The sequence below is a fragment of the Deinococcus malanensis genome, from assembly GCF_014647655.1.
Lineage (GTDB): Bacteria > Deinococcota > Deinococci > Deinococcales > Deinococcaceae > Deinococcus > Deinococcus malanensis.
On the sequence record NZ_BMPP01000004.1, the window covers coordinates 125204 to 149875 of the forward strand.

General features: G+C 65.5%; 26 protein-coding genes. 7 read left to right on the forward strand and 19 right to left on the reverse strand.

Annotated elements, in window-relative coordinates; genetic code table 11:
• Nucleotides 1–66: 66 nt before the first annotated feature.
• Together sucD and sucC are read right to left on the reverse strand one after the other, a co-directional pair.
• Nucleotides 67–972, reverse strand: a complete 906-nt coding sequence (sucD, locus tag IEY49_RS06010; RefSeq protein WP_189005514.1) for a succinate--CoA ligase subunit alpha — start codon at nucleotides 970–972, stop codon at nucleotides 67–69.
• A complete protein-coding gene (gene sucC, locus IEY49_RS06015; protein ID WP_189005516.1) occupies nucleotides 972–2129 on the reverse strand; it encodes an ADP-forming succinate--CoA ligase subunit beta in 1158 nt (385 codons plus the stop codon). Before sucC ends, sucD begins: the two co-directional genes overlap by 1 nt.
• Nucleotides 2130–2311: 182 nt before the next feature.
• Here sucC and IEY49_RS06020 point away from each other — a divergent pair, with 182 nt between their 5' ends.
• From IEY49_RS06020 to IEY49_RS06030, 3 genes are all read left to right on the forward strand, one after another.
• Nucleotides 2312–3361, forward strand: a complete 1050-nt coding sequence (locus tag IEY49_RS06020; protein ID WP_189005518.1) for a M24 family metallopeptidase — start codon at nucleotides 2312–2314, stop codon at nucleotides 3359–3361.
• Nucleotides 3358–3873, forward strand: a complete 516-nt coding sequence (locus tag IEY49_RS21820) for a septal ring lytic transglycosylase RlpA family protein (protein ID WP_189005520.1) — start codon at nucleotides 3358–3360, stop codon at nucleotides 3871–3873. The genes IEY49_RS06020 and IEY49_RS21820 overlap by 4 nt, the downstream gene beginning before the upstream one ends.
• A 115-nt stretch (nucleotides 3874–3988) precedes the next feature.
• Nucleotides 3989–4453: a YbjN domain-containing protein gene (locus IEY49_RS06030; protein WP_189005522.1), complete on the forward strand. Its 465-nt coding sequence runs from the start codon at nucleotides 3989–3991 to the stop codon at nucleotides 4451–4453.
• Nucleotides 4454–4620: 167 nt separating this feature from the next.
• Here the strand turns inward: IEY49_RS06030 and IEY49_RS06035 are convergent, their stop codons facing one another.
• The 7 genes from IEY49_RS06035 to IEY49_RS06065 form a co-directional block, all read right to left on the reverse strand.
• Nucleotides 4621–4881 (reverse strand): hypothetical protein, encoded by a 261-nt coding sequence (locus IEY49_RS06035; protein WP_189005524.1) that lies wholly within the window; start codon nucleotides 4879–4881, stop codon nucleotides 4621–4623.
• Nucleotides 4882–4997: 116 nt separating this feature from the next.
• On the reverse strand, nucleotides 4998–6815 hold the full coding sequence (gene pepF / locus IEY49_RS06040; protein WP_189005526.1) for an oligoendopeptidase F: 1818 nt from the start codon (nucleotides 6813–6815) through the stop codon (nucleotides 4998–5000).
• Nucleotides 6816–7129: 314 nt separating this feature from the next.
• Nucleotides 7130–7930 carry a tryptophan synthase subunit alpha gene (gene trpA, locus IEY49_RS06045; protein ID WP_189005528.1) on the reverse strand — a complete coding sequence of 267 codons (801 nt, stop codon included), beginning with the start codon at nucleotides 7928–7930 and terminating at the stop codon, nucleotides 7130–7132.
• Nucleotides 7927–9189: a tryptophan synthase subunit beta gene (trpB, locus tag IEY49_RS06050; RefSeq protein ID WP_189005530.1), complete on the reverse strand. Its 1263-nt coding sequence runs from the start codon at nucleotides 9187–9189 to the stop codon at nucleotides 7927–7929. The genes trpA and trpB overlap by 4 nt, the downstream gene beginning before the upstream one ends.
• A 59-nt stretch (nucleotides 9190–9248) precedes the next feature.
• On the reverse strand, nucleotides 9249–10133 hold the full coding sequence (gene gluQRS, locus IEY49_RS06055) for a tRNA glutamyl-Q(34) synthetase GluQRS (protein WP_189005532.1): 885 nt from the start codon (nucleotides 10131–10133) through the stop codon (nucleotides 9249–9251).
• Nucleotides 10134–10196: 63 nt separating this feature from the next.
• Nucleotides 10197–10445 carry a hypothetical protein gene (locus IEY49_RS06060; RefSeq protein ID WP_189005533.1) on the reverse strand — a complete coding sequence of 83 codons (249 nt, stop codon included), beginning with the start codon at nucleotides 10443–10445 and terminating at the stop codon, nucleotides 10197–10199.
• Nucleotides 10442–11065 carry a nucleotide-binding protein gene (locus IEY49_RS06065; RefSeq protein ID WP_189005535.1) on the reverse strand — a complete coding sequence of 208 codons (624 nt, stop codon included), beginning with the start codon at nucleotides 11063–11065 and terminating at the stop codon, nucleotides 10442–10444. The genes IEY49_RS06060 and IEY49_RS06065 overlap by 4 nt, the downstream gene beginning before the upstream one ends.
• A 116-nt stretch (nucleotides 11066–11181) precedes the next feature.
• Between IEY49_RS06065 and IEY49_RS06070 the strand changes: the two genes are divergently transcribed.
• The gene (locus tag IEY49_RS06070; protein WP_189005537.1) at nucleotides 11182–11421 is read left to right on the forward strand and encodes a hypothetical protein; all 240 of its coding nucleotides are present in this window, start codon (nucleotides 11182–11184) and stop codon (nucleotides 11419–11421) included.
• 234 nt (nucleotides 11422–11655) lie between these two features.
• Nucleotides 11656–12483 carry a PIG-L deacetylase family protein gene (locus IEY49_RS06075; RefSeq protein WP_189005539.1) on the forward strand — a complete coding sequence of 276 codons (828 nt, stop codon included), beginning with the start codon at nucleotides 11656–11658 and terminating at the stop codon, nucleotides 12481–12483.
• Between the two features lie 149 nt (nucleotides 12484–12632).
• Here IEY49_RS06075 and IEY49_RS06080 read toward each other — a convergent pair whose 3' ends face one another.
• From IEY49_RS06080 to IEY49_RS06095, 4 genes are read right to left on the reverse strand one after another with little or no spacing between them, the layout of a single operon-like run.
• Entirely contained in the window at nucleotides 12633–13226 is a 594-nt protein-coding gene (locus IEY49_RS06080; protein WP_229780664.1) for a type 1 glutamine amidotransferase family protein, read from the reverse strand.
• On the reverse strand, nucleotides 13223–13420 hold the full coding sequence (locus tag IEY49_RS06085) for a hypothetical protein (RefSeq protein ID WP_189005541.1): 198 nt from the start codon (nucleotides 13418–13420) through the stop codon (nucleotides 13223–13225). The genes IEY49_RS06080 and IEY49_RS06085 overlap by 4 nt, the downstream gene beginning before the upstream one ends.
• Nucleotides 13421–13458: 38 nt before the next feature.
• On the reverse strand, nucleotides 13459–13848 hold the full coding sequence (locus IEY49_RS06090; RefSeq protein WP_373291855.1) for a DUF3208 domain-containing protein: 390 nt from the start codon (nucleotides 13846–13848) through the stop codon (nucleotides 13459–13461).
• Between the two features lie 31 nt (nucleotides 13849–13879).
• Nucleotides 13880–16795: a hypothetical protein gene (locus IEY49_RS06095; protein ID WP_189005545.1), complete on the reverse strand. Its 2916-nt coding sequence runs from the start codon at nucleotides 16793–16795 to the stop codon at nucleotides 13880–13882.
• A gap of 158 nt (nucleotides 16796–16953) precedes the next feature.
• Between IEY49_RS06095 and IEY49_RS06100 the strand changes: the two genes are divergently transcribed.
• Nucleotides 16954–17667 carry a tetratricopeptide repeat protein gene (locus tag IEY49_RS06100; RefSeq protein ID WP_189005547.1) on the forward strand — a complete coding sequence of 238 codons (714 nt, stop codon included), beginning with the start codon at nucleotides 16954–16956 and terminating at the stop codon, nucleotides 17665–17667.
• A 220-nt stretch (nucleotides 17668–17887) separates the two neighbouring features.
• Here the strand turns inward: IEY49_RS06100 and IEY49_RS06105 are convergent, their stop codons facing one another.
• The 6 genes from IEY49_RS06105 to IEY49_RS06130 form a co-directional block, all read right to left on the reverse strand.
• Nucleotides 17888–18817, reverse strand: a complete 930-nt coding sequence (locus IEY49_RS06105) for a diacylglycerol/lipid kinase family protein (RefSeq protein WP_189005821.1) — start codon at nucleotides 18815–18817, stop codon at nucleotides 17888–17890.
• Nucleotides 18818–18860: 43 nt separating this feature from the next.
• Nucleotides 18861–20003 (reverse strand): non-hydrolyzing UDP-N-acetylglucosamine 2-epimerase, encoded by a 1143-nt coding sequence (wecB, locus tag IEY49_RS06110; protein ID WP_189005549.1) that lies wholly within the window; start codon nucleotides 20001–20003, stop codon nucleotides 18861–18863.
• Between the two features lie 4 nt (nucleotides 20004–20007).
• Nucleotides 20008–21165 carry an MraY family glycosyltransferase gene (locus IEY49_RS06115; protein ID WP_189005551.1) on the reverse strand — a complete coding sequence of 386 codons (1158 nt, stop codon included), beginning with the start codon at nucleotides 21163–21165 and terminating at the stop codon, nucleotides 20008–20010.
• A 157-nt stretch (nucleotides 21166–21322) separates the two neighbouring features.
• On the reverse strand, nucleotides 21323–21946 hold the full coding sequence (upp, locus tag IEY49_RS06120; protein WP_189005553.1) for a uracil phosphoribosyltransferase: 624 nt from the start codon (nucleotides 21944–21946) through the stop codon (nucleotides 21323–21325).
• 28 nt (nucleotides 21947–21974) lie between these two features.
• The gene (locus IEY49_RS06125; protein ID WP_189005555.1) at nucleotides 21975–22814 is read right to left on the reverse strand and encodes a phosphotransferase; all 840 of its coding nucleotides are present in this window, start codon (nucleotides 22812–22814) and stop codon (nucleotides 21975–21977) included.
• Nucleotides 22815–22851: 37 nt separating this feature from the next.
• The gene (locus tag IEY49_RS06130) at nucleotides 22852–23871 is read right to left on the reverse strand and encodes an HD-GYP domain-containing protein (RefSeq protein WP_189005557.1); all 1020 of its coding nucleotides are present in this window, start codon (nucleotides 23869–23871) and stop codon (nucleotides 22852–22854) included.
• Nucleotides 23872–23906: 35 nt separating this feature from the next.
• Between IEY49_RS06130 and IEY49_RS06135 the strand changes: the two genes are divergently transcribed.
• Nucleotides 23907–24656, forward strand: a complete 750-nt coding sequence (locus tag IEY49_RS06135) for a YkgJ family cysteine cluster protein (protein ID WP_189005559.1) — start codon at nucleotides 23907–23909, stop codon at nucleotides 24654–24656.
• Nucleotides 24657–24672 lie beyond the last annotated feature (16 nt).

Genomic DNA, 24672 nt, shown 5'->3' on the forward strand with positions numbered 1-24672 from the left:
GACAGTCCGCGAGGGCCAAAAGAGGGGACCGGGTCCAAGTGACCCGGCCCTCCTTCAAAACCCTGCTTACTTGTTCAGCGCCTGCTTGACCAGGTCGATGATCTCGGGCATGGTGTCGGCCACCGGTACGTTCGCTGCGGCGAAGGCCGCGAGCTTGCTTTCGGGGGTACCGACGTCGCCCATGATGATCGCGCCAGCGTGACCCATGCGCTTACCTTTGGGTGCACTGCGGCCGCTGATAAAGGCCACCACGGGCTTTTTCATGTTCTGGGCGATGTATTCGGCGGCGGCTTCCTCGTCGGCTCCACCGATCTCACCGATGACCACGACAGCGTCGGTGTCGGGATCAGCTTCGAACAGCGGCAGGACGTCCGCGAAGGTTGTGCCGATCACAGGGTCGCCACCAATGCCGACGGTGGTGCTGGTGCCCATGCCCGCGTCGTTCAGCAGCTTTGCAGCCTCGTAGGTCAGGGTGCCGGAGCGGCTGATCAGGCCGATTCGGCCGGGGTTGGCGTAGATCTTGTTGGGCATGATGCCGATCTTGGCTTCACCGTTGGTCACCAGGCCGGGGCAGTTGCCGCCGATCAGACGGATGCCTTCGCCACCCTGCGCACGGCTCTCGGCGTCCAGGAGTTTGACTTCCTGTACAGCGCGCATCATGTCCACGGTGGGCACGCCTTCGGTGATCAGCACGATCAGGGGCATGCCGGCGTGGGCCGCTTCCAGCACGGCGTCGGCGGCGCCTGCAGGCGGCACGAAAATGATCGAGACGTTGGCGCCGTGCTTCTCCTTGGCTTCAGCCACCGAGTTGTACACGGGCCAGCCTTCGAAGTCGGTGCCGCCCTTGCCTGGGGTCACGCCCGCCACAACCTGAGTGCCGAATTCCTTCATGGCGCGGCTGTGGCTGGCGCCTTCGCGGCCGGTCATGCCCTGGACGATGACCTTGCTGTTCCTGTCAACGAGAATGCCCATTATTTGGCCTCCGCAGCGTTTGCTTCCTTGGCAGCTTCATCGGCCGCTTCAAACATGGTGGGGTACATCTGAATCAGAGGGCTGTTGACCTCGGCCAGCAGCGCCTTGGCTTCGTCCTCGGCCGTACCAGCGATCCGCATGCGCACCGGCTTGGTCAGGATGCCGTCTTTCAGGGCCTGAATGACGCCCTTGGCAACCTCATCGGCGCGGGTGATACCGCCGAAGATGTTGATGAAGATGGCTTTGACGTCGGTGTCCTTGCTGACCAGCTTCACCGCGTTGTACACGACCTCGGCCTTGGCGCCGCCGCCGATGTCCAGGAAGTTGGCGGGCTTGGCGCCGGCACGGTTGACCACGTCCAGCGAGGTCATCACGATGCCTGCGCCGTTGCCCAGCACGCCGACATTGCCGTCGAGCTTCACGTAGGCAAAGCCGTACTTGCTGGCCTCGATTTCCAGGGGGTGCTCGGCTTCCAGCTCGCGCCAGTCGGCCAGGTCCTGGTGACGGTACATGGCGTTGTCGTCGATCTCGAACTTGGTGTCCAGCGCGAGCGGCACACCGTCGGGACCAACGAACAGCGGGTTGATCTCGACGAGCACGGCGTCGCGCTTCAGCGCGGCCTCGCTCATCTTGACCATCATGTCGGCGATCTTGTTCAGGTTGCCCTTGAAGCCGGCCTTGATGGCCACTTCGCGCGCCTCGTAGGGACGCAGGCCAGTCACCGGGTCCACGCGGTGCTTGATGATCTTCTCGGGGGTCGCGGCGGCGACTTCCTCAATTTCCATCCCGCCCTCGGCGGAAGCCATCAGGGTGTAGCTCTGCACGTTGCGGTCGACGATCATGCCGACGTAGTACTCGGTGCCCGCGTCGATGTCCACGGCCTTGGTGACCAGGACCTTGTTGACCGTCAGGCCCTTGATGTCCATGCCGAGAATCTTCTCGCCGTTTTCGAAGGCCTTGTCCTCGGAGGGGCTGAACTTCACGCCGCCAGCCTTGCCGCGCCCACCCACGTGCACCTGGGCCTTGACGACCACCGGCTGACCGTATTCGCGGGCGATCTGCCGCACCTCGTCGGGGGTACGGGCGACCTTGCCGTCCTGAACGTTGACGCCGAACTGGCGCAGAATTTCCTTGCCCTGATACTCGTGAAGTTTCACGGTTCCTGCCTCCTCAATGGTGGGGTGATTGGCCAGTGTTCCCGGGCCAGCTCTACTTTTGTCCCAATCACGGAGTATAAGCCCCGCGTTCATGATGCCCCCCGTTGTCCCTCTCCTGGGGACAGACCGGCACCGGCCGGCCCCTGGAAGCACCACCGGGGCGGCGTGTTACCGTGCAGGGCATGAGCCAACTCGATAAGTTGCGCCAGGCCATGGGCCCGGCGGGAGTGGACGCTGTGTGGATCAGTGATCCTGCCAACGTGCGGGCGCTGAGTGGATTTACCAGCCCCAAGGATGCCAAGGTTCTGGTAACCGCACATGCGGTGACGCTGTACACGGACGCCCGCTATACCGTGCAGGCCCAGGAGGACTCACCTCTCCCCGCTTTTATTGCGCGGCCGCCCGAGACTTACCAGCATGCTGCCCCGAGCCTCAGTGGGCTGCGGGTGGGCTTTGAAGCCGAGCATATGACTGTGGCTGTCCTAGAGGATCTGCGCGAGCACTGGCCGGACGCCCACCTGATTCCTCTGCGCGAGCTGGGCCGGGGGCTGCGCATGGTGAAAACCCAGCAGGAGATCGAGGCCGTTCGGGCGGCGCAGGCGCTGGCCGACCGGGTGTATGCCGAGGTGCGGCCCAGCATCCGGGCTGGTGCCCGTGAGCGCGACATCGCCCTGGACATCGAAATGCGGCTGCGCCAGGCAGGTGCGGAGACTGCTTTCGACATCATCGTGGCCAGCGGACCGCGCGGCGCGATGCCGCACGGGGTGGCTTCGGACCGGGTCATTCTGGACGGAGAACTCGTGACCATCGACATGGGGGCTCGGCTGGGCGGGTACCACAGCGACATGACGCGAACGGTGGCGGTGGGAGAGCCCAGCGACGAAATGCTGCGGGTCTACCGCGCCGTCCTGGAGGCCGAGGAAGCCGCCGTCGCCGCCGTGAAGCCGGGCGTGCGGGCCGCGGACCTCGATACCCTGGCGCGCGACATCCTGACCCGGCACGGGCTGGGCGAGGCCTTCGCGCACTCGCTGGGGCACGGGATCGGGCTGGAAGTCCACGAGGGTCCCAGCCTGCGGGGCGTCAGCACCGATGTCCTGGAGCCCGGCATGCTCGTGACCATCGAACCCGGGGCCTATCTGCCCGGGGTGGGCGGTGTCCGCATCGAGGATCTGCTGCTGGTCACGGAAAACGGCCATGAGGTCCTGAGCCGGGCCGAGAAGGATCGGCTTTGAAAAAGGCGCTGCTGCTTGCCACACTGATGCTCGGTGTAGCAGAGGCCGAACGGGTCTACCGGGTCAAGGCCGGTGACACCCTGTGGTCGGTGGCGCAGTCCCACGGAACGACGGTTCAGTCCGTCCTCGCTCTGAACGGTCTGGCCAACGCGACCATCCGGGTGGGTGAGGTCCTCCGGCTGCCCGGAACGACGGTGACTTCGCCGCGTGAGATCCCTGCCACGCCGCCTGCTGCTTCGGCCGTGTTTCAGCGTGGACAGGCGGCGTATTACGGAGGGCGCCGCGATCACCGCACCCCGATGACAGCGGCGCACCTGACGCTCCCGTTCGGAACCTGGGTGCGGGTCACACACGCCCGGACCGGCCGCAGCGTGATGGTTATGATCAATGACCGCGGACCGTTCGGCATTCGCTCGCGGGTGATCGACCTGTCTACCAGCGCGGCGCGAGTGCTTGGCATGCAGAGCGAAGGTGTGGCACCCGTGACGCTGACAGTGATGTCAAGGCCCTAAGGAATTCACAGCTGACCTTACCGGATGTGGGCGGGGGGCGGATGTTAGAATCGGTCGGGTTTCAACCACAGATCAAACCGCTGTTGAGGTTCACCCACCGAGGAGGATGGTTTTAATGACGATGGAAACGGCACTGCTGACGCTGGATACGCTCGCGAAGTACCTCAAGGAAAAAGAAGTTCAGCTGGACATGGAAGAGAACAACGGCCAGCGCTTCATCCGCATGGGCTGGCGTTTCGAGATGGGCGACGCGGCCGTGCTGGTCAGCGTTAACGACGGCCCGAACAACACCAGCCGTCTGGAAATCACCTGCGTGACCCAGAAGCAGTACGCCGAGCGCCGTGTGGAAGTTGTGAACATGCTCAACGACCGCAACCGCGAGCGCGCCTTTGCACGCAGCATCGATGCTGACGGCAACGTCTGGCTGGAATACGTCGGCTTCTACCCCACCCTGGCCGAGATGCCCCAGGAAACCTTCGATACGCTGTTCGGCGGCGTGCTGATGCATTTCCAGGACGACTACGCAGCGCTCGAGGGCTTCGTGCCCCAGGGCATGCAGGTCCAGCAGCCTCAGGCATAAGTGAGAAACGGGCGGGGTATCTCCCCGCCTGATCCTTCGATCTACAAGTGAATTGTTTCACGATAAATACTTGTCGTGAATATTTTGTTTGCAAGATAGTGTAGTACCGGTCGTCTAATGGATGAGGGTTGTACAGGACCAGCCTGCACAACCCTGGTTCACGCCTTTTAATCACGTTGCGGGAAGGAGAGGTGGCCCTCGAACTGCCAGAGGCTGAGTTTACGGGGCTTCTTCTCATACAGGGTCCCAGTCATCTGGCCGTGCTGAGTGGTCACGGTAATGTTGCACTTGCCACCCCCGAGTGCACAGCCATGAGTGAGGGCATCAATATCTGCTGCCAGGGTCCCCTTGTCCTGATTGCCCGGTTCCGCAAGGATCGTCAGGCGCTTGGTGGGTGCAACTTTGTAGGTTCCCTGCAAGATAATCATCAGAGTAATGTAGGGCTTTTTAAGATCACCCACTGCAGTACCCGACCTTTGGACGTTAGAAATGCAGAGTGAAGCGGGACCGAATCCTGGCTCCAGTCCCGCTTCACTCTGTCCTCTCAGCTGCGGCGAACAGCCAGCAGTTCCTCTAGCCGGGCAACATAGCCTTCGAGAGTCCGGAACGTTGCCTGAACCGGCTCAGGCGAGAGCATGTCCACGCCAGCTTCCTTCAGAGCATCGATGGGGTCCAGGCTGCCTCCGGATTTCAGGAAGCGCAGGTACGTGGCCTGGGCCTTCACTGGATCTGCGCCGAACTGCTCAAGCAGCTGATGAGCGGCACTGATGCCGGTGGCGTACTGGTAGGCGTAGAAGTTCGCGTACAGGTGGGTGGAGAACTGTGCCCACAGAATGCCGCTGCGCTGGCGGTCCATGGTCACGCCGTCGCCGTAGCCCTGGGCCAGCAGGTCGGCGGTCAGGGCAATCAGGTCGGGCGCGCTCAGGGACTGGCCCGCCTCCACACGGCGGTAGGCTTCAAGCTCAAAGGCGGCCAGGGTCGGCATGATGAAGAAGTAGCGGTGAAAGTTGCTCAGCGCCTCCTCGATAAGGGCGACCTCGAAATCGGTGTCACCACTCTCGCGGGCCTGCTTGAGCAGGTGCTGACGCACCATGGCCTGGTTGAAGTTGCTGGCCACCTCGGCGTGAAACAGGGTGTAGCGGGGCACAGAGTAGGGATGCTCGCGCTGGGACAGCAGCGAATGCATAGAGTGGCCGATTTCGTGCGCCAGCGTGCTGTAGCTGTTCATAGTGCCGTTCCAGGTCATGAAAATGTAGGGCTTGACGCGGCCTCCCCCATTGCTGTACGCACCCTGGCGTTTGCCCTCGTTTTCGGCGTAGTCCACCCAGCGGTCCTCGGTGAGGCCATGACGCATGTCACGCAGGTAGTCCTCGCCCAGCGGCGCCATGCCCTGCTCAATCCAGTCCACCGCCTGCTGGTAGCTCACGCCGCGCGGGGGATTCAGGGCCGCCTTGACGTCGTACTCCCGCAACTCCGGCAGCCCCAGCCACTCGCGGCGCACCCGCCAGTAGCGGTGCCAGATGGGCGTGTTGGCCCGGTAGGTGTCGAGCAGGGTGGTCACGACGGCAGTGGGGATGTTGTCGGGAGACAGACTGGCCGTCACCACGTCGGGGTAGTGGCGGGCACGGGCCAGGAACACGCTCTGCCGGACGTTCGTGGCGTACATGGCGGCCTGGGCATGCTGCACGGCAAGGTGCGCGTCGGCGTAGTGTTCCCAGGCTTCCCGGCGCACCTCGCGGTCGGGGTGGCTGGTCAGGCGGTCAACATTGCCCTGCGTGACCGCCTCGCCCCCAGCAGTCCCGAACCGCAGATCCATGTTGGCCAGGGTCGGGTGGATGCTCCGTTCGCTGGCGAAGGGGGCCTGGACGGCGCCCAGCAGCTCCTCGACCTCTGCGGAACGCACATGGGGCTTCAGGCGCAGAATGCGCTCCAGGCGCACCCGCTGATCCGCAAACTGGGGGGTTTCCATCCAGCTGCGTAACTTGCGCTCATCAGTGGCGAGGATCTCGGGGCGGGCAAAGGCTGACGCCGCTCCGTACTGGGCCATGATGCCGCTGGCCCGGTCCCGGCGCGCGGCGGCCACCGCGTCACGGCCGTCCACACTGGCATTCATGCTGGCATAGGACATAAAGCGCGACAGCCGCAGCTCCACCTCATCGGCCTGGGCCAGATAGGCGAGCAGGGCTTCCGGGCTGCTGCCCAGCTTGCCTTCGTGCTCGCACAGGGCACTGATGGCCCCGGGCAGCACCTGCGCCTCGGCCTCCCAGGCCTCGGGGGTAGCGAACAGGGCCTCGATGTCCCAGGTTTCCTCGCGGGAGACGTCGGCGCGTGGGGGCAACACCTTCACTTCAGTTGTGTTCACCGGCCCAGGCTAGCACTGCGCCGACACAACTAGAGGAATCGACTGTGAGTGCTTCTGCACTGCCTGCCCTGTGCCACCTTCTCACGCTGCCGCACGCCGTGACCACGCTGTTTCCCATTACCTCCAATGTGGGCGACATGCTGGCGGGTACCGCCTTGGAAGCGTGCACAGGCTGTCAGCGGCCGCGCCGCGCGCAACACATACGCGGCGCTAACGATTGGCGCTTGGAAAGTCATGCGGGTCGTGACACGTCGCAAACATACATGTGGAGAGGGGAACCCGGGTCGGGCTCCCCTCTGACGCGAAAGCTGATATCAGCGCCGACAGCCGGCGGCAATCTCACTGGCCAGTGCGGAAACGTCCGCACCGTCGCGGGCCGCATTGATAAAGGCGCTGCCCACGACCACGCCGTCGGCCACTTGTGCCACCTGATGGGCAGTGGCGGCATCCTTGACCCCAAAACCCACGACAACCGGCACCGTGGCATGCTTGCGGGCCAGTTCCAGCATCGCAGGCACTTCGCCCATCGCCGTTCCCTCACGGGTGCCGGTGACGCCGGTCACGCTGACGGCATACAGGAACCCCGTACAGGCCTGTGCCACGAGTTCAACTCGGGCAGGAGTCGAGGTGGGCGCGATCAGGAAAGTCACCGCCAGGCCATACTTTGCAGCGAGGTCTGCGATCTCCAGATCCTGGTCAGGTGGCAGGTCCGGCAGAATCAGGCCGTCCACGCCCACCTCGGCAGCCAGGGCCATGAATTTCTCGGGGCCGACGGCATAGATGGGATTGACATAGGTCATCACCACGATGGGCGTTTCGTGGCGGCTGCGCAGCTCACGGATCAGCTCCAGGGTGCCCCGGGTGCTGGTCCCGCCGGCCAGCGCGCGCTCGGAGGCGCGTTGGATGGTGGGCCCATCTCCCAGGGGGTCACTGTACGGAATGCCGATCTCCATGATGTCGGCCTGTTCGATCAGCTGGTCGGCCAGAGCAGGGAAAGCCTCCACGCTGGGGTACCCGCCGGTCATGAACGGGATAAAGGCTGCGCGGCCGTCGGCATTGGCACGGGCAAAGGCGCGGTGCAGGCGCTCCACCCCACGGGTCACGGTGGCTGTCATGCGCTGACCTCCTGAATCTTTTGTCCACTTGCTGTTTCCCTGCTCAGGTCCAGAAGACGCATGACCTCGGCCACGTCCTTGTCGCCGCGTCCGCTGAGGTTAACCACGATCACCTGCTCCGGGCGCATGGTGCGTGCCAATTCGACTGCGTGATACACGGCATGCGAGCTTTCCAGGGCAGGAATGATGCCTTCCAGGCGCGTCAGCATCTGCAGGGCTTCCAGGGCCTGCGCATCGGTGACCGGGACGTACTCGGCCAGCCCAGCGTCGCTGTAGTAGCAATGCTCCGGACCGATGCCGGGATAATCCAGTCCAGCACTGATGGAATGGGGCGGCACAATCTGGCCCTCATCGTCGTTCATCAGGTACATCATCGAGCCGTGAAGCACACCCACCCGGCCGCCTGCCACCGAAGCGGCATGTTTGCCGGTATGCACGCCCTCTCCGGCCGCCTCGGTTCCGATCAGGCGAGGGCGCTGGTCCGGCGGCAGGTAGGCGAAGGGCGCGAATATGCCGATGGCGTTGCTGCCTCCACCCACACAGGCGACCACGGCGTCAGGGACGGAGCGGCCTTCAAGCGCGGGAAGCTGCAGCATGACCTCCTCGCCGATGATGCTCTGGAAATCCCGGACCATCGCCGGGTAGGGGTGCGGTCCCACGACGCTGCCCAGGATGTAAAAGGTCTCCCGGACATGCGTGACCCATTCACGGATGGCCTCGTTGGTTGCGTCTTTCAGGGTGCCGGTGCCGCTGGTCACCGGCCGGACCTCGGCGCCCAGCAACTTCATCCGGAACACGTTGAGGGCCTGACGACGGATGTCCTCCTCGCCCATGTAGACGACGCACTCCAGGCCCAGCAGGGCAGCGGCCGTGGCGCTCGCGACCCCGTGCTGCCCCGCGCCGGTCTCGGCGATGACACGGCGCTTGCCCATCCGTACGGCGAGCAGTGCCTGGGCCAGACAATTGTTGATCTTGTGCGCGCCGGTGTAGTTCTGGTCCTCGCGCTTGAGGTAGATCTTCGCGCCGCCGGCATGCTCGGTCAGCCGGCGGGCGAAGTACAGGCCACTGGGACGGCCCACGAACTCGCGGTACAGGCGGTCGAGTTCAGTCAGGAAGGCGGGATCCTGCTTGGCCACCTGATACGCGGAGTCGAGTTCATCCAGGGCGGGAATCAGGGTTTCGGGGACGTACCGCCCACCGTAACGGCCAAAGCGACCGCGTACATCCGGCAGCGGAAAAGTCGGGAATATGAGGGCCATGATGCCCAAGGGTACGTACTGACCGGTTGTTCGGCGAAGGGTTGTCTTAGACAACTCGTCTAAGTTTGTGCAGTGGTTACAAAACTCTGCCACAGGGGCAGCAGTTCGGAAGCCGACACTTCTCCTGGTACCGGCCAGCCCAGGGAAGCCGCGAGGGCGGACAGCACGCGGCCCGGCGGTTCTCCCGCTTCGCGCAGCGCCATCAGGGGTGGGGCGCCGCCGCGTTTGGCCAGCCGCTCGCCGCGGAACCCGGTCATCAGGGGCACGTGCAGGTAGCGCGGCGTGGGCAGACCAAGGGCCCGCTGCAGGGCGGCCTGCCGGGGGGTGGCGGGCAGCAGGTCCTTGCCACGCACCACGTCGGTCACACCCGACGCCGCGTCGTCTACCACCACGGCCAAATGGTAGGCGAAGACCCCGTCGCCGCGTCGCAGCACGAAGTCACCAACCTCGGTCCGCAGATTCTGGCAGAGAGCCGAGCCGCCCAGCGCGTCACTGATACAGACGGTCCAGTCCGGGACATGCCAGCGCAGCGCCGGTGTGCGGATCGCGGACACGGGACGCAGCCGGCAGGTTCCAGGGTAGATGGGCTCCTCACCGTGGGGAGCACCGGCGCTGTCTTGGATGACCTGCTGAATCTCGCGGCGAGTACAGGTGCAGCCGTAAGTGTCCAGCTGCGCCGCAGCGGCCGCATAACGCTCGATGTGCCTCGACTGAAGGCTCTCTTCATCCCAGTCCAGCCCCAGCCACTCCAGGTCCCGGCGCGTCGCGTCGCAGGCCCATTCCCGGACGCGTCCCACATCCAGGTCCTCGAAGCGAAGAAGGTGGCGTCCGCCTGCCGCGCGCGAATGCAACCAGGCCAGCAGCGCGGTGCGGGCGTTGCCCATGTGCATGGCACCAGTGGGGCTCGGAGCAAAGCGGCCAATGACGGCAGGGGTCGCGGTCATGGGTGCAAGCTAGCGTGGCAGCGCAGAGCGCGCCGTGTAGCAGAGAACAGCCCTGAGAGGCACTCAGGCACGGTCGCGTAGCCACATCAGCAGCAGGTCCTCGACAAGTTCGCTGACGCTCTCGCCTCCGTCCTTCTTGACCTCGCGCCACACGGCCCGGACGGTTTCCTTGCGGACATAGACTGGTTCAAGACGGTCGCTGGTCTCGCCTTTGCGTCGGCCGTCCGGGGCCGGGCTGGCTTTGCGGCCCCCTCCCTTGCGACCGGCATCCTTGAGATAGCTGAAGCGCGGTTTGTCACGACCTGTTTTCATATCAGTTCCCTGGACAAGGCCAGGATGTCATTCCAGGCCGGCACCGTGCGCGGGTCTCGCACCTCCCGTACCAGGGTGGCGAGCTCAGCCGCGCGCTGGTAGGCGGTGAAGTTACGGATCATGGTATTGCACACCGTCACGCCAGAATCCCGCAGGTCCTCGCTTGCCTCCTTGCCCACCTTCCCCTGGACCGGCACCCGGGTCAGGACCACCCGCGCACGCCGCGCCGCGCTGACCTCATCGTCCAGATAGTCCAGCAGGCCGCGGGCCGCGTCCAGTTCCAGGGTGCCAGGACCGCTGGGAATCAGCAGCAGGTCCGCCTGGGTGGCCAGCGCCCGCAGATCCTTGCGCTTGGGCCGGCCTTCGGTGTCGATCAGCACGACGTCGAGGTCAGTGAGCCGTTTGGGTTTCACGTCATCGGCAGACAGGACGGGAAATGGCAGGGGGCAGCCCCGCTGGGTAGCGCGCGCAGCCCACTTCAGGCTGGTGCCCACCCGGCCATCTTCATCGATCAGTACCGCCTTCAGGCCGCGCTCGGTCAGCGCGCCTGCCAGATGAACCGCCAGGGTGCTTTTGCCCACGCCGCCCTTGTCAGATGTAATGGCGAGCACGGTGGGCATAGCTGGAGCGTAGCAGAGGGCCCTGGGGCAGCGGGTCAGCCTTCTGTGGCCTCAGGCGATTTGATCAGATACCGGCCAGAGAAAAACGTACTCCGCCAGCATGGCATCATGGCACCATGCCCGAAGCGGACCGCCTTCAGGAACTGCTGGCCTCCGAACCATACTGGACCGCGCGTGCCATGCAGGAGCAGGGCAGCCGGTTTTACCGCGCGCTGGGGGCGGCGCTGGAGGCCTCGGACGCCGGAAATCGCCGGCTGATCTACGCCACGTGGACCGACGCCGTGTGGGACTTCTACCTGCGCGGGCGGCGACTGGAAGAGGCCGAACAGACCGAATCGTCATCCGGTGAGGGCTGAGCGACCAGCGCCAGCAGAGTCTCGCGAAGGACCGCCCGCAAGGCGCCAACAGGTCCAGCTTTCGCCGACGGCCGGGTGACGCGTCTTTTCTTCCGCCTGTGGCGATCCTGCTCGTTGCGCGAAGGGCCGCCGACAGGTTGCCCAATGGCGCCCGCCACAAAGGCCACCCCCACGAACCACAGGGCTGTAAGGCATCCACTCATGGTGAGAGCGTACCCCTCTAGACTGCCCGGTATGTCCTCCACGCCGACCCTGCTGGCCATTTTCGCCCACCCTGACGATGAAGCTTTTAGCGTCGGCGGTACCCTGACCCATTACGCACGGCGCGGCGTGCGGGTCGTGCTGGCCTGCGCCACGCGTGGAGAGGCTGGCAAGATCACGGTTCCAGGCATGACCGTGGATGACCTGGGGGCCCAGCGTGAACAGGAGCTGCGCGACGCATGTATGGCCCTGGAGATCCCCGAGCCCGTATTTCTGAACTACCACGACTCGGGCCGCTTCGAGCGCACGCGCCACAACGACCCCCTGGCCCTGATGAATGTCGCTCCCACGGAGGTGGAGGTGCAGCTGCGTGCCCTGATCGAGCAGGTGCAGCCTCAGGTCATGGTGACGTTCGATCCGCATGGGAGCTACGGTCATATCGACCACCTGCAGATTCAGCGGGCAACCGCAGGAGCCTTTTTCAGCTCGGGCCATCTGCCGAATGGAGGACCCCAGCGGCTGTACTACACCGCTCTGCCATACGAGGCGATCGAAGCTCTGGCCCTGATGGGTCAGGACCTTGACCCGCTGATGTACGGCGTGTCACCCGGGACCATCGCCGTGCGCATGGACGTCAGCGCCTACGCCGGGAACAAGAAAGCGGCGCTGGCAGCGCACGGGACTCAGATGGGTGAGCAGAGTCTGCTGGGCCGCATGTCCGCCGAAGAACGCGACCGGATGGAGTCGCAGATGCTGGGGCAGGAGCTGTTTGCCGTGGGTGGCACCCGCACCGGGCTGCCCTCGTTTCCTCTGCGCGGGCTGTTTGACGGCCTGCCGGGTCTGGAAGCGCTGGACGATTGAGTGGGCCAGAGCCCGCGTTGAAGCTGAAGCTCCGAAGGACCACTACCAGACTCTGGCCTCTGAAGTCTCGAACCGGTCTGATTTTCTGCCGCTTTCTCGACAGAATCAGGCCGGAAAAGCGGCGCGTGAACCAAAGCGTCTGTCGGGTACTACTGGTAACCCAGACGCCGGGCCGCGTCACCAGCGGCGTCCTCTCCCCAGAGTGCGCCAGCGACATGCAGCGCGGCTTCGAAAGCGCCCAGGCCAGCCGGCGCTGTCCGCAAGTGGGTGTCAGTCACGGCCTGACCGGGGTGTATCTCCAGCGGCTCATAGCTCCACAACGTCTCCGTGAGGTTGTCACTGGCGCCGATTTCGCGCCCGCGGAGGCAGCCGGCCTCGCCCAGCAGGAGCAGGCCGCTGCCGCTGGCACCTGCAGGAAGCGCGGCATGCGCACTCAGAAAAGCGCGCAGGAGGGGATCGCGGCTCGCCTTTGCTGCCCCTGGTCCGCCGGGAAGCAGCAGTGCGGCGGGCTCGGGCAGGGCCGCATACAACACGTGCGGCGTGCTGACCAGTCCGCCTGCCGTCAGGATGCTGGCACGCGACCGGTTGACCGTCCGGGTGGCGCCCGGTCCGCCGCACAGCCGGCAGACCGTCACCATGATCCCCAGTTCCAGTTCACTGACCCCGGCGTAGACCGGAATGGCCACCACTGGACCGGGAATGGCACCGTGTTCTGGACTGTCAGGCGCCAACGGGCTGCTCACGGCTGCGGCAGGGTTCCCAGCCGGTAGCCGCGCCGGGCGGTGGGCGGGGCCACCTCACCGAACTGCAGCAGCGCACTGACTGCCTCGTCCGGCAGCCGCTCGATCCGGCGCAGGTAGTCGCCCAGGGTCAGCAGGGTATCGAACCGGCGAGGATGCGGGTCTCCTTCGATGTACAGGTCAATCCAGGCGATCACAGGCTAGTTTTCCTCCGGGGCGGGCAAGAACATAAGGCTTACAGGTCGCGCAGGTCTTCCCACAGCTGCCAGCCCACGCCGGGTGGCGTGCTGTCGAGCAGCGGGTTGAGGGTCTGGCTGGCCGCGGTGGCGTCGGCGTGCAGGGCGTCGTTGCCGGGTCGTTCGTCGTACACCCGCAGCACCGTGAACTGGTAGAACACCTGAAATGCAGTCGGTTCGCCGTTCTCGAAAAAGGCAAACGGTGGCTGCACACTGTCCCACAGCACGTGCGCGTCTTCTGTGCCGCTCATTCCTGGTGGATCGGGCAGCTCCAGCTCGCGCGGCAGGTAGTGGTCGAGGTCCACGTCGGCGTCCTGCGGGTGCCACATGTAGCCCTGCAACAGGCGGACAGCGGCGCGGCCCCCGGCCTGCGAATCGGTGATGCTCACGCCGGACAGCATACCCGACTTCCCCGGAAAGTCAGGAGGGAGTCGCCGGGACGTGACCAGCGCACAGGCTGTCCTCGGCCTGAACCAGGGCGTCGGGCAAGCGGAGAACCTGAAGGTCCGCCGCCGGATGCAGGGTCAATACAACGGCACTCGCCTGAGGATGAACCCTCTCCAGCGTCAGGCCGACTTCACGCCACACTCCTCTCCGGAACGGACCCAGCCCCGGTACCTGAAGGGCGTCACGCAACCACAGCAAGGTGCGAACCCCATCGCGAATGGTGATCCGCGCTTCCAGGGCCAGGAGCTGTGCCTGAAGCCCGGGGTCAACATCAGTGGTGCCGCTGGGAAAGGTGGAGCCGTGGACTGCCAGCGGCACCCTTCTGAGCAGGGCATACGCCCGGTTGACTTCGGCCAGGGCTTCCTCCGGCTGCCCGTCACGCCACAGGGCGTCCGCGTGAACTGCCCGGGCCTGGGCTTCCTCATAAGGATGGCTGGCCAGGGCCAGGCCGGTACTGGCGTCCTGCACGGCACGCGCCGGGTCCGGCTCGGCCAGTGAACGGCTAAGATGCAGGTCCAGCCGCAGGATCTGATCGCGGTCGCTGGTGTCGGCGTCATGTTGCAGCAACTGATCCATCAGCTGCCGGGCATGGGTCAGATCCGGACCGTCGGACGTGGCCCCAGACAATGGCTGCAGATAGCAGCGGCCCAGGCCACGCGTCAGGTAGGCCAGAGCGACACGCAGCACGGTGCGGCGCTGGCGGTAGCTGGCTTCTGCACGCCGCCCGTCACTGTGGGCCAGCAATGCAAGAGCCTCACTGGCGACGCCGAGTGCTTCATCAGGCCGGCCCAACGCCAGATAGACCGGGGCAGCCTCGGACAGCAGGCGGGCCCGGGGCACTGCGTCTCCGTGGCGGGGTGAGTCATGCGGAAGCAGGCCCAGAGCGCGGTTCAGGCGCTCCAGGCCCTCTCTGGCAAGACCAAGACGCCGCAGGGCGGTACCGGAACGGGCCAGCACCCGGGCCTGTTCCTCGGCGGTGCCGCCGGCCAGTTCCAGACGGCGTGCGGCGTCGTCCAGGGCCTGCAGTCCAGCTCCCGGCAGCCCCAGACGCAGCATCAGGTCCCCCTCCTGGTAGCGGGCCCGCCCCGAGAGCAGCGGACTGGACTGCGGAACCGCGCGCAGGGCGGTCAGCGCCTCGGGCCAGCGGCCAGCGTCCTTGGCGATCAGGCCGCGCCAGAGCAGGGCCCGTGGACCACCGTGTTCGGCTCGAGGGTCGCTGGCCTTGAGCGTGGCAGTTTCCAGGTCACCCTGCCAGCGCGCCAGGGCAGCTTCAACCAGCAATGCATCGGCCTGGGCTGCGCGTGCCCAGGGCTCCAGGGGCGCGCCGGGCTCCAGGACCGCCGCCACGTCCGCATGGGCAAGCTGCAGGTGCGCCGCTTCGATATTGCCCGACTCCAGGCTGCTCTCGGCGAGTTTGACCCGCGCCCAGGCCCTCACCACATCGCGGTCAGATTCGAGGAGGCTGAACAGACCATCACGCAGTCGGGGATGACCGTATTCTCCGCGCCCGGCATGGTGACCCACGACAGCCCGGGCCAGTGATTCAAGTTCGGTTCCCTGCGCCGACTGCCGGATGGCCGGCCAGAGTGGCGGCAGATGCCGGGCGTCGTCGGGATGACGCGTGGCCAGCGTGGACAGAGCTGCCCAGTCTCCAACGGCAGCCAGCGCCGCCATACGGAGACCGGCCTCCAGGGTGCCTTCGGCTCCCGCCACGTGACGCAGGGCCGCCAGACGGGCTGCGGGTGAAACCTGTGACCAGGTGGCCTTCAGGGCGGCCGAAGGGGTCCAGCCACCGTCATCTCCACGCACGAGGGCGCGGGCATGCGCCGGCAGAGCACCGATGTTCGTGCCCAGCGCGGCACTAAGGAGCGGTCCCGGAATGGGCTGCCCAGAAGGAACAAGGCTCTGCAGCGCCGCTGTGGCTTCTGCAAGAGCACGGGCGTCGCGGTCAGCCATCAGATCGGCGAGTCCACCAGGCGCCCATTCCCCGGCGCCAGATCCCAGACTGCCCAGCATCGCCAGCCGGTCCAGATGTCGGCCGGTCTCTGCCACCAGCCGGTCGGCCTCAGCACGGGTCACGCCCAGACGCCCCATCAGGTACGTTCTGGCCTCGGCGGGGGTGGGCGGGCGCAGTTCGATCAGCTCGGTGCCCTGCTCGTCCAGTCCGTCGGGGTCTTCTACTGCCAGCAATACCGCCACCCCATCCGGCGCCCGTTGAAGTAGATGCTCCTGGGCCCAGCGGGCCGGAGAGATGGTCTGTCCCCGGTTGTCTCGGGGCGGGTCCCCAGCAAAAGACAGTTCGCGGGTAACACGCACCAGCAGCGCGCCCTGGGCAGGCAGCGCAGCTCGGGCCGCGTCGGTCTGCACCTGTCCCAGTGCCGCATAGGACTGACCAGCGGGTGGGGGCAGACCCAGCAGCGGGCCCGCGTCACCCGACAGAGAAAACCGCCTGACTGGGATGTGCAACTCCAGCAGGGCGCGCTCGATCTGACCCAGAAGGATGGTCTTGCCCGCGCCCGCCCGGCCGGAGACGACCATCCGGGGAGCGCGCCCTACGCGGACGCCGGCGACAAACTGCTTGTAAGCCCTCTTCTTCGAGCGGCCCAGCAGTTCGAGTTCATCAGGAAGTGGGGCCGCCGCCGGAGATGCGGGAAACGCAGCAGCAGGACGCCCAGCCAGTGTGGCCAGATCATTCAGAATGCCAGCCAGCACGGCCTTGTCCTGTGGTGTGCCGATGTCGCGGTACACGATGTTGCGCAGGCTCGCCGGATTGCCTCCGCGACCACGCATCTCCGCTTCGAGCCAGCGTAAGCTGCCTCTTACGGGGCCACGGCCCTGACCAGGAGGCAGGTGGGCACGCAGGTCTGCCAGTACCGCTTTCCAGTCCACGTCACTGCTGAGCGTAGCATCTGCCCTCCGTCGGTTAGACCAGGTACAGAACAATGCCACAAAGCTCTTCAGCAACAGCATAAGAGGCACATCAGCAAAATGTGTATACTCGGTCCAGTTTTCTGAAAACTCTTCTTCACCTCACCTCTGGAGGACGTATGCGCACATCAATCCTGACCCTCACCCTAAGCCTGGCGGCCATCACTGGAGTGGCAGGTGCCCAAACGTTCAAAGAGGCGCAGACCCTGCTCAACCAGGGCAAATGGCAGGAGGCCGCCTCGGCTGCCGCCGCCCTGAACACCAGCGAGGGCTTTGCGCTGGCGGCCGAAGCCACCACGGCGGGCGCCGGCCTCAGCCCCGATACCCAGAAAAAGGCCCTCTTCCTTCAGGCACAGGACTACGCGGACAAGGCCATAGAAAAGAACCGCAACAACGCGGAGGCCTATTTTGAAAAGGCCCGCGCTCAGGGCCGGCTGGCGCAATACAGCGGCATTCTTCAGAGCCTCGGACTGGCCGGGGACATGAAGAAGAACCTTGAAAAGGCCCTGCAGCTGAACCCCAGATTGGCCGGCGCCTACGTGGCCGTGGGGCTGTGGAACGCAAATCTGGTGAGCAAGGGGTTCGTGGCCACACAGGCGACCGGGGCCAACAAGAACAACGTGGTGCCCAACTTCAAGAAGGCCATTGAGCTCGAACCCGCCAACCCCACCCACCGTGTGGAGTATGTCAACGCCATGCTGCTGCTCAATGCCAAGGACAACCGGGCCTTTGCCGTGCAGCAACTGCAGGCGGCAATCAATATGGGCGGTGACAGCTTCTGGCAGAAGCGCGATGTGGAGGCGGCCAGGACCCTGCTGGCCAGGCTCCGGTAAAACGTTCCTCCTTCTAAATCGCCAGTTCAGGTCAAGGGCCTGGGCTGGCGTTTTTTGCGCCTGTCTCCTTGAAGCTTCAGGGGGCTACAGGAATTGCCCTACAAATTTCCCTGATGGCTATCGAGAACCGGGCCGTCATGACGCTCACAGAAAGCGTGACTGGATAGCTCCTTGATCGAACATTGGGCCGCTTAAGGAGAGGCTAGCCGGCAGGCTTCCTTCATTGGTGATGCAGCAGAGTCACGGCTCCCGGCAGCACACGCACCTGCACTTCCCGCACCGAGCCGTGCAGGTCCCCGTCCAGGTGCAGCGGCGTGGGTTCGTCCCACCGGACGGTGATCCACCGGCCTGGGGTGTGGTGCACACCCTCCCGGCCCAGATGAACCCCGCGCAGCACCGCCAGCATCAGCAGCAGCAGCCGGAATGGACCCAGCGGCCCGCTGGCAAGCACGTTGACCTCGCCGTCCTGGACATCTGAAACCGGGCTGATCTGAAAGCCACCGCCGTACCGGGTGCCGTTCATGACAGCTACCAGGGCACTTTTGCCGTGATAGAACTCGCGGCCATCTACCAGCACGCGCACTGTGGCCAGTTTGAGCTCCCGCAGGGTCACCAGGGCGGCCCATCCATACCGGGCCAGCCCGGACAGCCGTACCGGGGCACGCGTCATGTTCAGGGCCACCTGCGCGTCGAACCCCATTCCCAGGCCGTTGAGCAGTACCGCACGTTGCCCTGTCCGTTCCCCTTCCGTGATCGTCACGTCCAGGGCGTCCACCTGACGCGGTGGGGCATCCAGGTGGGCCACTGCTGCCTCCAGATGCCCGGAACGGAGCCCCAGCATGCCTGCAAAATCGTTGCCAGTGCCCAGGGGCACGATGACCAGGGGCCGACCGGTTCCGACCAGCGCAGGTATCAGAGACCGTACCGTGCCGTCACCACCCACCGCGACTACCGGCATGGTCACAGGAAGGTTCTGGACCCGGTTCAGCGCCTCGTCCCCGGAGCTTTCCTGAATCAGGTCGAACTGCAGGCCGCGCGCGAGCAGTTCCCGTTCAAGGCGTGGCCACTCCCGCTGAGCCAGACCGCCGCCCGCGAAAGAATTCAATACAACGGCTACGCGCTCGAACCGGCTGGGTGGGTCACTCACAATGAGATCAGCATAGATCAGCCGGACCGGCTCATGGCCAGTGCGCCTATTGCCAGTCGTCCGGGCGGCGGTTCAGGCCGAAATGCCAGGCAATGGCCTGGGCGATGCGTCCGGCTGCCTTTCCATCACCGTAGGGGTTACGCGCCCGACGCATGGCCGCGAGCTGATCCTCGCTACCCAGCAGGTCCAGCAGGGTGGCCTCAAGCTGCTGAGGATCGTTCCCGGCAAGTTTCAGGACGCCGGCTTCCACACCCTCGGGGCGTTCGGTGACGTTGCGCAGCACCGCCACGGGCACACCGAGGGCAGCGCCCTCCTCCTGCAGGCCGCCGCTGTCGGTGGCCAGCAGAACACTGGCCGCCATCAGTGGAGCCATCTCGCTGTAGTCCAGCGGCTCGATCAGTTCGAAGTTCGGCAGGCTGCCGAGTGCGGGCCGCACGGCCTCCTGCACAGCGGGCGACAGGTGAACCGGGTAAATAAAATGAAGCTCAGGATGTGCCTGTGCCACCCGGCCCAGGGCCTCGGCCATTTCGCGCATCATGGGCTGGTTCTCCCGGCGGTGCATGGTGACGGTTACCAGGCGCTGGCCCGCCTCGATCCGCTGGCGCCAGGCGGGGCGAAGGGGAACACGGCCCGCCACCTCGCGCACAGCGTCGACCGCCGTTTGACCGGTCACAAAAATGCCGTGCTCCGCCTTGCCCTCACGCAGCAGATTGTCCCTGCTGCCTCCGGTAGGCGCAAAGTCCAGGGTGGACAGCACGCCGGTGAGACGGCGGTTGGCTTCCTCGGGAAAGGGTTCCTGGAGGTTGCCACTGCGCAGCCCGGCTTCCACATGGCCGACCGGGATGCCTTCGTAAAAGGCCGAGAGGGCCACGCAGAAGGACGTGCTGGTATCGCCGTGCACCAGGACCATATCCGCGCCCATCTCACGCAGGGTCCGGCCCGCCTGGGGAACGATCCGCGCGGTCAGGTCGGCCAGGGTCTGGCGGTCGGTCATGACGTTCAGGTCATGGTCTGGCGTGAGGCCAAAAACATTCAGGGCGCCATCGAGCATCTGGCGCTGCTGACCGGTCGACAGAATGAGGGGCTTCAGGCCACAGGTCTGCTCCACGGCGCGGTACACCGGCGCCATCTTGGTGGCTTCAGGACGGGTGCCAAAGGCGAGCACAATTCGCTTTTCAGTAGAGGTCATTCGGTCAGGGCCTCGTGGAATGGGATTCAGGGGGAGCGGGGTGCCGCACTTCACGGCTGTGGGCCCGGACCCGGCGGTGCGCGACAAACCACAGGCACAGCAGCACCAGCACCCCGGTCAGGCCGATTGCCAGGATCGGAACGCCCTGCAACAACATTCCAAGCATGCCGCAGGCCAGGGCCACCATCCACAGGATGACGGCGGTGCGGCGGGCACTGGAGGTCCGGGCCAGCACCCGGTGGTGAATATGGGTCTTGTCCGGATGCCCCAGGGGATTGCGGATGCCGCGAGCCAGGCGACCAATGACCACCTGGGTCGTATCCAGCACAGGCAGCGCGAGCACGATCAGGGGCACGATCAGACTGGCTCCTGCACTGAATTTGAGGGTGCCGAGCAGGCTGACGGCTGCCAAGGTAAACCCGATCAGGTACGCCCCGGCGTCTCCCATGATAATTCGGCTGGGGTTGAAGTTGTGGCGCAGGTAGCCGAGAGTTGCTCCGGCCAGTCCCGCCAGCAGAATCACGGCTGCGGCCCGGTCGGTGAACTGCGCGGCAGTCACCAGCAGCACCATGCTGACCACGAAACCCACGCCGCCGACCACTCCGTCCACCCCGTCCATCAGGTTGACGGCATTGGTCAGACCCACGATCCACACGATGGTCAGCAGGGTACTGAGCGGCTCGTTGACGGCGTCAGGCAGCACCGGCAGAAACGGAATGGCGTTGAAATCCATCTTCAGCCCGTTGACCACCAGGAGCACGGCGACCAGCACCTGGACCACCAGGCGCGTTATGGGCGAGAGGCCGAACTGGTCATCGATAAAGCCGACCAGCACCATGATGCTGGCACCCAGCAGAATCGACAGCACCTGGATATTGACAATCTCGACCATGATGGGGCGCAGGGCCCAGGCCAGCACGACGCTGGTGACAAAGCCGGCAAAGATAGCCAGCCCGCCGGCGTTGGGCAGGGGCTCCTTGTTGAGCCGCCGGGCATTTGGCTGGTCGGCCCACCCGGCATTCACCGCGAAATCCCGGAGCCGGGGAATAAACTGCCAGGTGAACACCCAGGCAGCGAAAAAAGTGATCATCACGCTGAAAAAGCCGCGTCCAAACAGGTCGGCAATACCGAATTGCGCGGCGAGCGCCCCCAGTGAGTCCATATAAATCCATTACCTCCACGTCTGCCCGGACAGCAGACGGCGTGGGCACTATAAAGGGAACTCCGGTAACCTGGACCTCCCCCATTCCCTGACCGAAGTCTAAAGGTTGGAGTGAGCAGGTGCCTCGTTCCAAAGATGCACCTCTGTGGTGACCAGATTATTTGGTGCCGTAGATCCGGTCCCCCGCGTCGCCCAGGCCCGGCACGATGTACCCGTGGTCGTTCAGGTGGCTGTCGACGGCGGCCACCACGATCTCGACGTCCGGGTGGTCCCGCTCGATCACCGCGATGCCCTCGGGGGCGGCCAGGATCGACATCAGTTTGATGCTCTGGGCGCCCGCGTCCTTGAGACTCTGAATCGCGGCGCTAGCACTGCCCCCGGTGGCCAGCATCGGGTCGGTCAGGAAGACGCGCCGCTCGGCGATGTCGGCAGGGAGCTTGTTGTAGTACGCGACCGGCAGCAGGCTCTGGGGGTCACGGTACAGCCCGATATGCCCCACCTTGGCGGCGGGAACGAGGTCCACGATGGCGTCGGTCATGACCAGTCCGGCCCGCAGAATGGCCACCAGCGCCAACTTCTTGCCACTGAGCATCGGAAAGTCAGCTTCGACCAGCGGGGTGGTAAGCCGATGCGGAGACAGTTCCAGGTCGCGCATGGCCTCGTAGGCCAGCAGCAGGCTGACCTCGCTGGCCAGTTCCCGGAATTCCTTGACGCCAGTCTGAACGTCACGCATCAGCGAGAGCTTGTGCTGCAGCAGGGGGTGGGTAACAACCGTAACCATGGCCTCAACATAACGCCGCCCGGCCGGCTCAGCGGGGAAGGCGGGCCAGTGCATGACGCGCCCGGGGCACCTTGCGGGCCCGTTCGCCTTCGAACTCGTAGGGCTCGTTCATCAGGAACCAGTACAGGTCATGCAGCGTGGTCAGGGCCAGATAGGCCCGGTAGCGGCGCAGGGTGGCGGTGTCCGATTCCGGAAGGAAGGACAGGGCGGCCTGCAAACTCTCGTCTGCGCCCAGCAGGTCCAGGGTGCCGGTCTTGAGCAGGGCCAGGTCACGCAGGGGATCGTCCCAGGCCGCCTTGGTCCAGTCAATGACCAGTACCTCGCCGCGTTGCGGGGCGAAGAGAATGTTGTCGTGCCACAGGTCCAGATGGCAGAACGCTGCGGGCTGAATCAACTCGCCGCGTTCCAGCGGGAGTTCCACGGCTTCAAACAGGTCTTCGAGGGGGTACGCGGCCAGCGCACTGCGAAAACGGCGCAGCCGCTCCTGGACCCGTCGTAGATCGACGTGGCCACGCGTTTCCTGGTGCAACGTACCCACTATCCGGCGCAGGGCGGGCAGCGCCGCGGGGATGTCTGTGGTACGCAGGGGACGGCCCGGGAAGCGCCGCAGGATCAGCGCTTCGACCCCGTCAGCCTCCACCGCGTCCACCACCCACTGGGTCATACCGGCCCTGCGCATGTTGTCTGCCTCCAGCCGGTGGTGCCCCTGGTGGTTGCGGAAGACTTTGACCACCACCTGACCGTCCTGCGTGGCGTAGACCCGGCTCTGCATTCCGGAGTCCATGGGCGTCAGTGGTCCGAACCGCGCTTCCAGATTCGGAAAGCGCGGCGCGGCGCTCTCTCCCGTGGACGCCGGGCGCAGGGTCAAGCGCCACTCCGGGTGGTGGAGACGCCCACGGAGGCGTTCACTGCGGCAGTTTCTCCAGTGTTGCTACCAGCCTGGGGTCCAGGCTCTTGCCCGCCTGAGCTTTGACGCGCTCCAGGTCACCCAGCCGGACGTAGGTGTTGGCGACCGCCAGAATCCGGGCATACAGCGGTATATCCTCGCCGGCCAGACGATCCGGTTCGCCCTGGCCGTCCCAACGCTCATGGTGATGACGGATCGCCTTCTGGGCTTCGGTCATGTGCGGAACGCCGTGCAGGAAATTCGCTCCAACCTGGGCATGTCCGGTTTCACCGTGGATTTTCCCCAGGTCGTGCATGGTCGCCGCGAACCACAGTTCGTCCAGATCCCGGCCCACCAGTCCGGCCGCCCGGCCAAGTTTCAGGCTGAGGTCCGCGACGGCCTGCCCGTGCCCCAGGGCGTCGAATTCCTGGCTTTCGACCGCCTCTACCACCGACGCGGTGATCTGGCGTGCCGCGGCCTTCCACTCTTCACGGCCTTCCAGGACGCCGATCAGGGGCGCTACTGCCGCTCCCCACCGGTTGGCAGCTTCCTGCACTGTCGGTGAGATCCCTTCGGCCGACGTGCGGTCGAGCACGAGAGCACCGAGAGCCCGGCCACGGTCGCTCAGCGGCACCACCAGCGTCAGCCGGACGTCCTTCATTCCACAGGTGTCGAGCGTACTGTGCAGTTCCGCGGGGTTGGCCTCGTACAGTTCCCGGGTGCCATCGGCCAGCAGGCGCGGCTTCATGGAGGTCCAGGGGCCACTCAGGGCCGTGCCGATCAGGGCCTTGGGATACCCCGAGACCCCGGCCACCTTGTCCTGACCCCGCCGGAGAATCGCGTATCCGCGCATATCGCCCCCCGCCAGCGTGCTGGCGTGCGCCAGGGCGCCTTCGAGGATGCCCTCCAGGCTGGGCCGCGCTAGCAGCTCACTCAGCACACGGGTGGCATCCAGGTCGCCCCCGGCCGGTGTAGGGGTGGGCTTACGGGCCTCGGTGACGGGCGCCGTTGGCGGGGGGGTTCTTGGGCGTCGGAACACGGTCCTCCGAGTATACCCGCGCTACCCTGCCGCATATGACGTCACCTCTTCGCCCCACTCCAAGCGGCCCACACGTAGCCGTGACAGCCCCCGTCCGGCGGGGCTATGAACGCTATGGGCGTCAGGCCGGTCAGTGGCTCCAGGGGTATCAGACCCGGGGGGGCAAGGTGTACTGCGGCGCAGGCTGCTTCGCTTGTTGCAACATGCCTATCCGGGTCAGTCTGGCCGAGGCCCTGATCACCGCCGAGGCGCTTGATGCTGCCAAGGCCCGGGCGGTCGAGAACCATGCCCGGGCGGCGCTGGCCAACGCCCGCACCGCGCGCGACGATGAAGAGTACGTGCGCCGCCACCGTGAGGAGGTCGGATTCTGTCCGCTGCTGGACCGCAACACAGGTGCATGCAGCGAATACGACGCCCGCCCCACCCGGTGCCGCGACACCTTCAGCGCTTTCCCTGCGCGGTACTGCGCTTCAGGGACCTGGGAACAGATGAGCCGCCGCGAGCAGGACGCCTACCGCCGTGAGGTGGCACGCACTCCCGGCACCGACGGCGAACTGCACTTTATTGCGCCGCTGGAACACCTGTCCGAGCCTGTGTGGGTCGCCGCAGCCCGGGCCATGCGCACCTCCTGGGGAATCGAGGTCTGGGGAGACTTCTGGGTCCTGACCACGCTGGCACGTGACCCGGCTTTTATGGCGCGGGTGTCGGCCGGGGACGCGCGAGGTGCATGGCGCTCAGCCCAGAGCCGTGGCCTGGCCCACCGGGATCTGCTTGAAGTGGGCTGAATTCCGGCCAGACTGA